The organism is Natrinema sp. HArc-T2 (assembly GCF_041821085.1).
Lineage (GTDB): Archaea > Halobacteriota > Halobacteria > Halobacteriales > Natrialbaceae > Natrinema.
Genome location: NZ_JBGUAZ010000016.1, coordinates 1 through 9,348 on the forward strand (window position 1 = coordinate 1; position 9,348 = coordinate 9,348).

General features: G+C 55.2%; 12 protein-coding genes. 2 read left to right on the forward strand and 10 right to left on the reverse strand.

Translation table 11 applies throughout. From position 1 onward, the window contains the following. Positions 1-756: PD-(D/E)XK nuclease family protein (locus ACERI1_RS18535; RefSeq protein ID WP_373619956.1), on the reverse strand; the 756-nt coding region annotated here is incomplete at its 3' end. Between the two features lie 764 nt (positions 757-1,520). Between ACERI1_RS18535 and ACERI1_RS18540 the strand changes: the two genes are divergently transcribed. Next, positions 1,521-2,657, forward strand: a complete 1,137-nt coding sequence (locus ACERI1_RS18540; RefSeq protein ID WP_373619957.1) for a hypothetical protein — start codon at positions 1,521-1,523, stop codon at positions 2,655-2,657. 18 nt (positions 2,658-2,675) lie between these two features. On the opposite strand, the gene ACERI1_RS18545 is transcribed toward ACERI1_RS18540, so the two are convergent. From ACERI1_RS18545 to ACERI1_RS18585, 9 genes are all read right to left on the reverse strand, one after another. Next, entirely contained in the window at positions 2,676-3,320 is a 645-nt protein-coding gene (locus tag ACERI1_RS18545) for a hypothetical protein (protein ID WP_373619958.1), read from the reverse strand. A 4-nt stretch (positions 3,321-3,324) separates the two neighbouring features. After that, the gene (locus tag ACERI1_RS18550; protein ID WP_373619959.1) at positions 3,325-3,606 is read right to left on the reverse strand and encodes a hypothetical protein; all 282 of its coding nucleotides are present in this window, start codon (positions 3,604-3,606) and stop codon (positions 3,325-3,327) included. Positions 3,607-4,207: 601 nt separating this feature from the next. Continuing rightward, a complete protein-coding gene (locus ACERI1_RS18555; RefSeq protein ID WP_373619960.1) occupies positions 4,208-4,684 on the reverse strand; it encodes a hypothetical protein in 477 nt (158 codons plus the stop codon). Continuing rightward, positions 4,684-4,899, reverse strand: coding sequence for a hypothetical protein (locus ACERI1_RS18560; protein ID WP_373619961.1), 216 nt, complete (start codon positions 4,897-4,899; stop codon positions 4,684-4,686). Before ACERI1_RS18560 ends, ACERI1_RS18555 begins: the two co-directional genes overlap by 1 nt. Before the next feature lies 1 nt (position 4,900). Next, positions 4,901-5,593, reverse strand: coding sequence for a phage tail protein (locus ACERI1_RS18565; protein WP_373619962.1), 693 nt, complete (start codon positions 5,591-5,593; stop codon positions 4,901-4,903). Positions 5,594-5,672: 79 nt separating this feature from the next. Then, complete coding sequence (locus tag ACERI1_RS18570; RefSeq protein ID WP_373619963.1) at positions 5,673-5,894, reverse strand: hypothetical protein; 222 nt, start codon at positions 5,892-5,894, stop codon at positions 5,673-5,675. Positions 5,895-5,900: 6 nt separating this feature from the next. Then, positions 5,901-6,638 carry a hypothetical protein gene (locus ACERI1_RS18575; protein ID WP_373619964.1) on the reverse strand — a complete coding sequence of 246 codons (738 nt, stop codon included), beginning with the start codon at positions 6,636-6,638 and terminating at the stop codon, positions 5,901-5,903. Next, positions 6,638-7,129 carry a hypothetical protein gene (locus tag ACERI1_RS18580; protein ID WP_373619965.1) on the reverse strand — a complete coding sequence of 164 codons (492 nt, stop codon included), beginning with the start codon at positions 7,127-7,129 and terminating at the stop codon, positions 6,638-6,640. Before ACERI1_RS18580 ends, ACERI1_RS18575 begins: the two co-directional genes overlap by 1 nt. A gap of 20 nt (positions 7,130-7,149) precedes the next feature. Then, positions 7,150-7,350 (reverse strand): hypothetical protein, encoded by a 201-nt coding sequence (locus ACERI1_RS18585; RefSeq protein ID WP_373619966.1) that lies wholly within the window; start codon positions 7,348-7,350, stop codon positions 7,150-7,152. Positions 7,351-7,705: 355 nt separating this feature from the next. Here ACERI1_RS18585 and ACERI1_RS18590 point away from each other — a divergent pair, with 355 nt between their 5' ends. Beyond that, positions 7,706-9,100: a hypothetical protein gene (locus ACERI1_RS18590; protein WP_373619967.1), complete on the forward strand. Its 1,395-nt coding sequence runs from the start codon at positions 7,706-7,708 to the stop codon at positions 9,098-9,100. Positions 9,101-9,348: the final 248 nt, after the last annotated feature.

A 9,348-nucleotide genomic window follows, 5' to 3' on the forward strand; every position in this document is an offset into this window, starting at 1 on the left:
ATTGTCGATGAGATCCTCCCACTCGGTCTCGAATGCACTGGTGATCTCGGCCACTTCGTCGTAGTAGTCCACGTACAGTTCGGCTTTCGCAGCCTCGTTTCGCTCGTGTGCAGTCATCGTGAGTTCTGTTTCAATGGTATCGACGAAATCGTCCAGTTGGCTGGTCGTTCGCACAGGATAGCTCCCATAGTCCGACTCTAGAACAGCCCGCAGTTGTGACGCGATCCACGACCACTCGAGCGCAGCAAATGCCTCCGATTCCGGACGCGAACCATCCGGCGTCACAAACAGGTAGTGTCGGCGGGAGTCGGCAACCGCGGCAGGGTCCAGATCGACATTCTGGAATGTCTCTGCGGTGGCGTACTTCCTAGTCTGTCCATCACCTTCTGCGGCGTCGATTTTCAACTCGCAGAGGATGAGCCACTTCTCTTCACACCACACTAGAAGGTCGACCCGACCATCCGGAACTGGGATCTCGGTCGCGACCTGCACAGTCTCGAGATCGAATCGAGAGAACTGGAAGGAGAGGTCGTCGCGACTCTGAAGCCCTCGGAGAAACTGTTCCAAAGCGGCGTGGTTGAGCCGATGTGGTGCCGCTGGATCCAGAAAATACGCGAGGAGCCGTTGCCAGTCACCCTCTTGCCGATTTCGACCTAAGAGTTGGAGCGTCGTCGGCGGAGGTTCGGCCGTTTCTGGAAGGCGATCCAGTTGCTGACGCAGTTCATCAAGGCGACGGGTGAGCTCGTCTATAGCCATATCAGTTCTTCAGAGTGTACGCCTATCAAATCTGTGTCCCGAACGCGCTTGGCAGGTTGAGAACCCCGTGTTGGTACTGGAGAATCCCCAGTACATCTAGGAGAATATGGACTACGGCGCATTCATGAATCGCTGATTGCACGGTTGGGCGTTCGCCAAACTTCACGCACAAATCCAATACAACCCGGCCCGAAATCCCATGGTGTGATTCCACGGGCTCTGGGCCGTGAAGGAAATCAAGGTATCTCCACGCGAAGAGCGCCGTTCTCGACGAGATCATCAAGCCTCTCGAGAGTGAGGGTTATATCTCAGTGTGGGCCGGTAACCAACATGTCTGGGTTATCGTCCCGCCGATGCGCTACACTGATGGGGAAGATATCGTCGAGTCCGGAGAGAAAGTAACTGTATAAGAATCACCACCTGAATTATTCCGTAGAACTGGAAAATGCGATTCTGGAAACAAATTCAAGTTAAATATTGATATATCAACATCTCATTGTTGATCAGACCAGAGAGGCAGCCCGCATTACAAGGAGGAAGTCAACCATCAGCCGGATGCGCCCGAGCTACCAGTCTGATGATCCGATCTCGACCCTTTTTGGGCCTGTTTCCTTGTAATGTTCCTGTGCCATCGTGGGAGTCCAACCCACGTTCCGGCTTCTGGCCTTCAATGGCCGCCTCTCGGCGACCCCACAAACGGCTTAGAGCCGGCGGAGTCCAGCCTGGGCGTAATCGTTAGGCGGTTATAAGCGTTACTCCTTCTCATGGGAATCAAAAGCGGAACAATCACGGAACTTTGTCAAGAGTTTTATATAGAAACGATATTCGACCAAAGTAAGATTAGTACAGAATTTAAGCATTACTGTGATTCTCTCTTAACCGACGGTAGCTTGCCAGACCGGCCTTTAACTGTTGATAACGTCGGAGAATTTGAGGGAGGATGGAGCTTTTGGAAGAACCTATATTCGAACGAAAAAGAAAATAATTTCCATTTTCAACCAGAGTTTTGTATTCCATCAAACTCCGTGGAAGTCCCAGAATGGATTATGAGCCGATATGATTTGGTCGATTATAAAGTCTCTCCAAGAGTGTTGTATTACCCATTTGGCTACTTCGTAGTTCGAATCAGGATTTATTTTGAATTTGAGAGCGAAAAAACGGTCAAAGAGTTCTTGAATTTCGAAAGGAGTATTCAGGAAAGTTTGAAAATAGTCATAGGTCAGAAGAAACAGTCGATCCAATCTATTTTTGAAAACATCAATGAATTTGTATTCGATGATGATGTCCCGGAACCATATGTGGGGAAAAATGGCGACCGAAAAGTAAGCACGATATCTTATTTATACGAATATAGTGACGTAAGCAAGAATGACAGGGCAAGAATAATGCGGCGAGAAAACCGAGAGATTCCAGAACGAATTGCGACGACCGTCGCCGAACCATTTTTAGGTTATCTAGAAGGCGATCGAATCTCAGTTGATCCAGAAGGAGCCGCAATAGTTACACCTACATTTGACACGCTTAGCGAACGAAATCGTCGCTGGAAGCGAATTCACTTACTGAATAACATCTATATTGCTTATGACTTTGCTCTTTTGGAGCGACAGCATCTCAAACGGATTCGAGACGAATTATCAGTATTGTTGGACGATTTCAATAGAGGAACATTATTTGGAAATCCGATTGAACCTAGATATTTAGTTATCCTTGAAGCAATAATGGACTTTGGAATTCATCTTCGTGTTACTCGCGGTGAGGTGTATGAAGAACTGGAACCAATTGAGATGAAAGATAGAGTACAGCCGGATATTGATGATTATATTGACCGGGTAGTAAACCACAACTCGTTTCTCCGCAACACTTCAATCGGCATACTGAAACTAGTGTTCAGGAGAACATAATATAAATTTCATGCGCTGTCATTGAAGCAGTCCTCCCATATCAACGCCCTTTCCCGCGTACATTCCCTTAATCTCGACAGGGTCCAGCACGATGATACCTGTCTCGTCACGCGGACTAATTGGCTCCTGTAGTCGATTACCGTCGCCGTCCGTTGCCGGGTTAAACCACGAATATTTCACATTTCGCGGCCTACCCTCACGCTCGGCAATCCCTTGGAACTCGGTATAGGATGTCTGCAACAGCGGTAGTGTCGCCCGTCCGCTATCGTCAACCGGGGCGGCGGTCGGGAAGACACCTGCAGACATCACCCAGTCAACGTTCTCGAGTGGTTCGCCGTCTGGATCGACAACAACGACCTCGACGCCGCGGAACGCACCGGGGATCAGTATGCCACTCTCGACGAAGCGCTCTGCTTCCGTCGATAGCCGTTTCGGACATGGTCGTGCGCGGTTTTGCGTCTGATCACCGGCAATGTCGACGGCCCGCGTGGGCTGTGGTCGATCAGTGTCTGCCGTCGTCCCGACGATCGTCGTCGTCCGCGTCTCGACAGCTCGCTCGAGGTCGGTCGTCGGAGCGGTAGCGGTGTCGGCGGTGATCGGCATGTCGGCGCGGTCGTCGCTGCCGACAGTGCTGTCACCGACTGCCTGTTCAAACGTTGCCATCGGTTTAGTCCATCGCGATGCCGATCTGAGCGGTTCCGTGTGCCTTCAGCAGAGTGTACAGGTTGTTCGCGCTAGAATCCTGGATGGTATCCTCGTGGCTGGCATCGTCGCCGCTTTCCTCGAGGATCCAGAGGTCGTGTGTGCCGATGATGGCGTCGTTGCCGTCCCCGTTCTTGTATTGGGCCGAGCAAATGACGTTGTCCGTCGTGGTGTAGTTCGCGAAGTTGTTATCCGGGTTGACGATCCCCCGACCGTCATGCGTTGAACCCGATGTCTTGCCGGGCATTGCTGGGAGGAAATTGGTCCACCGTTGGGTGTGCCGGTTGTTGTAGTCGCGATCATACGACGTTCCGTGCCAGAGGGTCGAATACTGGCTTTCGCAGTTCGCTGCCGCGGTGTAGTCCCACGTCTTCGAAACCGATGCGAGTCCAACGCCATATCCGAGTCGCGTCCATCGCCGACGTTCCGATCGACGTAGAAGGCGAATCCAGCCGCGTCAACATACTCGAGATAATACGAGACAGAGTCGCTCATGCTCATACTCCTGCCGCCTCTGGTGTCGGGTGCGTAGAAATACTCGTCCCCGTAACCGTCACTGCCGGTTTCATTACGGACATCGTTGGCGTAGCGATCGGTCCACGTGGAGTTGCCTGAGTCCCACGTCAGACCGTGTTCCATCGTAATCCCGCCAGCGTAGCTGTTGTCAGAGACAACAATACGGAATTGCTCGCCCACCGCTGTCTCGAGGACGAAATAGTCGCCCGTCGCGAGCGTTGCCGCTCCCGCCGAACTATCGTCGACGATGCTCCAGTTGGTCATGCCGCCGACCTTGTCTCGAAGATCGGCGAGTGCGGTTCCCCAGTCGGTCGCGGTTGGTCCTTCGAATGTCATTTGTACGCTTTCACCTTGACCTGCGTGTCTGCTGTGCTGCTACTCTGCTTGCTAATCCAGACGCTCGAGGCACCGAGGCCGCCTTCTGGGCCGGCGTGGTATGGAGCATCCGAGGGTGCCAGTGGGATCTTGCGATACTCGCCCTCCGAGCGGAACGCGACGTAAACCGGTTCGTCGAACCCCCAGACAGTGACCGATGTCGCCGGATAGCCCCACTTGAGGCGGTTCTCTTCGGTCGTCGTCACTGGGAGCGGCTCTTCCGTCACGAAGTACGCCGCCTCCTGACTGTCGTCCGACTGCTGGTCGATCGCCTCAAGGGCGTTCTCGCCGCGCTGCTCGAGAAGTAAGGCGAGCAGCAGTCGGTTCGTATCGTCCTCGAGGATGTCGTCGGGCCACGACGTTGCCTCGAGGCCGTACTTCGCGAGGATACGCTCGACCTGGCTGTTGGGTCCGATCGTCGAGTTGCCGACCATCAGGTATCACCTTCTTTCTCGGTACCGCCGTCGGTCGCGACCGTCCGGACATCCCGGCGAAGGGCTTTCAGCGTCTCCGTGTGCTCGTGAATCGCATCGAGCCACTCGCTGCGCTCATCCCGTCGCTCGCCGCGTTCTTCCCGGTAGAGTTTCCACATGAGTAGGAACGCGACGGTTGGAAATCCGAACTGGTTGAGCAGGGTGAGCGGCTCCATCTTAGATCAGCCCTCCGGCGAAATCAGTCGCGCCGTCGATCATGTTGCCGCCGGCGTCGGTCGCACCGTCGACAAGATCCTGACCTGTGTCGACTGCTCCATCGACGGCGTTGCCGCCGTGGTTGACTGCACCGTCGACAACGTCGTCACCCGTCTCGACAGCCCCGTCGACGGCGTCGTCGCCAGTTGAGATCAGGCCACCGAAGAGGTCACCGCCGGCGTCGGTCGCACCGTCAGCAACGTCACCGACGAAGTCGCCAGCGCCGTCTGCGAGGTCTTTCGAGCCACCCCAGACGTCACCGACTGCACCGCCGAGTCCGCCGGCTGCGTCGGTCGTGCCACCCCAGATGTCGCCGATCGCACCGCCGACACCGCCTGCTGCCTCACCAGCGCCAGAGGCCGCGTTCAGCGCCCCGCCGAAGAGACTGTCGGCAGCGTCGCCGACGCCGTCTGCTGCTTGGCCCGGCCCGCGAGTCATGCTCAGGACGCGGTAGATCACGTAAGCGAAGGCAATCGCGCCGATCACCATCGCGATGTTGAAACCGCGGCTGTTCTCAGCCGCCTGCGTGACGTTATCCGAGACGTTGCTGACGGCCTCGGCTGCAGGCTCAGCGACATCACCGGCATTTTCCGCTAAGTCACCGGCTTTGTCCGCTGCCTCGCCAGCAGCGACCGCGGCTGCAGGTCCCGGCATTAGCTCACCTCCATGCCGATACTGTCCGTCGGGCTCGTCGCGACGATCAGGTCGACGAGCCACTTCGTGTGTTCTCCGATCATGCTCGAATCGTGACGAAGACCAGCAGCACCGCCTGCAGCGCCAGCAGGGCGATCATGATGTCGTCCTGCGTCCACTGGGTCCCGTAGACGAGCCGCTCGGTCGGGCTCGCCGGTGGCTGCTGAGACTGAGATTGGTTCGACGGGCTCGAGGTCGTGGTCGCGGTGGTAGTGACCGCGAGTTCGCCCGGCCCGGTGCCGTCGGATAAGCCGCCTTGCACGGGCGGTCACCCCCGGACTCCGATCATGTCCTGCTTGACGGCCGCGCCCAGGCCCTCGATGCGGGCCTCGGTCTGGAACCGCGGCAGTGACAGCAGGGCGTTGCGGGCTCGAGGGGTACCGTTGGCTCGCTCGGGGGCCTCGAACGCGACGGTATAGGGTGCGTCGACGACGACCTGCAGCTTGAACTTCCGCGGGAGGTACGGCTGCAGCGGCGTCCGATCGAAGCCGAAGCTCACCTCTTGTTGTGCCTGATCGCGAGTGTGCAGGATCGCCGTCTGCCCCTCCTTGAGCGTCTGGTTGACCTTGCCGCCAGCGTCGGGCGCGGTCTTGCGGATCTCCACGCTGGCCGGATCGCGAGCGATGTAGAAGACGTCGAGGTCGGTGTCGGTCCCGCTCGAGGTGTAATCGAACGAGTTGTTCGCGTAGTCGATGCTGTCCGGTTCGACGATTGCGCCGTCCTCGTAGAGCACAAACGATTCCGTCGACGGGCTGTCGATCGCGTTGTGCGAGAGGTCGAACGTCTCCTGATCGTCTGCCGTCCCGTTGGTGGTGAAGTGTTCGTACGCCGGGAGCACGAGTCGAAGCTCGCTGTCCGGATCGTCTCGGAACTGCAGCGCCCGCCCGAGTTTGGTTTCCGCGACGATACTCGCCCCGCCAGGGGTCCCTTCTCGAGTGTCGAACTCGCGGAGGGTGAGACTGCCGGGCACCCAGTTCGCCGACTTGAGCTTGTGTTTGATCGCCATTACTCGAGGTCCACCTCCGCCAGCGCCGACTCTTCGAAGTAGATCTCGCTGTTGGTGTAATCGATCTGCTCGGACGAATCGACGAGGATGTACGCTTCGTCGATGTCGCGAACCTCGAGCTTGTTGCCCTTGAGCTGATGTTTGACAGCGTCGACCTTCCGTTCGTCCTGCTGGTCGGAGACGCTGTTCTTGATGTAACTCGCGATCGTTGCCTTGGGATCCGAGACGACCTGAATACTCTCGTCGGTCGGGGACTTGTAGCCGATCGCGATGCGCGTGTTCGCTGGGAGCGGATTCCCGTTCGAGTCGTTGAACTTGCCGTAGATCGGCAGTCCGGATTTATCGCCGACGCTGACGGCGTTCCGGATGAGCACCCCCACGCCGTCTTTGGGGCTGATCGTCAGGACCGGCGTCAGTTGATCGGTGATGTTCGTCTGCGTGGTGACGTACTTGCTCACGTCACCGAGTGCGGCGTACAGCGAGAGGCTCATTTACGCCAGCACCTCGTTGATCATGCCCTGAGCGTTGAAGCGCTCGGCAGCTTCTCGGACGACAATGCCCCCGAGCCAAGCGTGAACGCTCGGTTGCTGACGACCGTCTCGCCGAGCGCCATCCCGCCGAGACCGAAGATCTCCGAGGGAAGCATCGTGCCGGTTGCCGTGTCGACGAGGTACGGAGCGAGGTAGCCGCCCGCAACCATGCCGACATCCATCTACACGTTACTGTCAGTCAGGACCTGCGTGGCCTGATCGAAATTCATCGCCATGCGAGTCCGACCAACCGGCCGTATTCGCATAACAGAGCGCGTCAGAAACGCGGTCAGCTGACGCGGTTCATATCGATCCGTGGCGACCTGACTTAGACTGACGTCACAAATGTGACTCCCTCTTATTTAGGTGGAGGTTCTCAGGAGAAACATTGGCTATATCATACGATTAAACATATAGAGGATAGCACGGATGCCAAATGACACATCGATCTCTGGTGAGGTTTCTACCTTCGACTTTCTCCAAGAACGATCGTCAAGCTTCCAGCAGGTGGCTAACGACGCACGGAGTCTAATACGCATGAATATGATTATCATCGGGCTCTTCCTCCCTGTCATCGGAACTCTATTTTCGGATGAGCTTTCCCTCGAAAAGGTATTCAACAATCCATATACGCAAGTCGGTCTACTGGTATGGTGGCTATCAACGACTTTCCTCGTAATCACATATCTCCGGGCGCGGAATGCAGCATCAGATCAGCTTGACCCAATTGAAAAAAGGATTCTAGGAGAGATTCCTGCAGACGAGCAACTCTATCATATTCAAGATAAGGTCTCTGACTACGCAGAATCGCTTGACAACATCAACCGGTTCATCACGTGGTGTATGTGGCTGTCGCTGATTGCAACGACACTCTTGGCATTGGGCGTACTGTTGCCGTATGTCTCTGTAATTCCTCAGATTGGCGTTTTTCTTATTATCTTGGGAATCGTCGGGGCCGGCGTCATTCTTGGTATCCTCTTTCTAATTACTGGCCGTGTCCGGAGATGGCTTGAGCGGTACCGCTCTGATGAGAAAGGGTGGGAGGAACTCACTAAACCCCGGCAGGAGTTATTCAAAAAACTCTATGTTGCGGTTGGCGAAGAGAATTTTCAACTCTCAGAACTCCCACTGAAACATGGAAAACCAATCCAGTCGGGAACACTGGGTTCGTCTGAATTGGATGAATCCCATGTCCTGTTGCAGGATGTCAATGATACCAAAATCAGCAAATATCTTCTCGAACGGCTTGTCGAGGAACAGTATTTTGAGAAGAAAGGTGATTTGGATGAGGTAGTTCTCAAGGATCCCTATACGTATGATGAAGTTCGTATTGATGAAGCCGATCAGACAATCAAAACCGTATTAGATAGGTTCGGAAGGGAACTGGAGCATAAGGTCTCGGCACGTGAATGTGCGGCCTCCGAACTCGAAGTCCGGCCTGAGAAATTGTTTGACGAACTCCGCTCTGGGAGTAAGATTGAACGGATCGAACGATACAACCGTGTTGTAGAGCGTCTGCAAGAGGAAATTTTTGATGTTTCGATACGTAAGTTTGAGTTCGTTTCTGATGAAGTGACCTATGTACCTACTGACTTAGCTAAAAACGTTTACGAAACCATACATCGGATGGAGGAATCCAGGATACACGAGCGCGAACAGGCTGAGCAGGAGGAAAAAATTCGCAAAGAGGAGAACACGTACCTGTTTTTGGTTATTGAACCGGTTGATGAGATGGGGAATATTGCAGTTGCGACGAACGGACTACGGGCTCCGAAAGGAGAGGAACAACGTTTCAACATTAGTGAGGCTAAGGTCTCTGAGGAGGAACGTGAGCAATTAAAGAATTTAGAAGTAGACGATCAGGTCCGGCTCCGCATTGAGACACATCCGAAGACGCATGAGGACTATATCGCCTCAGTCGGAGGACCCTAAGTAGCACTGAACACACCGACTATTCTCGGTAGTTCCCATCGTTACTCCGCATTGACTTGATTTTCGGCAACGTGAGCGACAGAATTCATCTCGCTCGAAAAGAGATCGACATAGAAGGCGGTCTCACACCAGTGAGAGCGCCGTCTCTGCACCTCCGATTCGAAGCCGTCGCTCTCTGCGGGGCTACCGCTGGACGCGGGCTCAATCAGCCCGCGTCCAGTTGGCTATAGACCTCGGGGATTCCGACA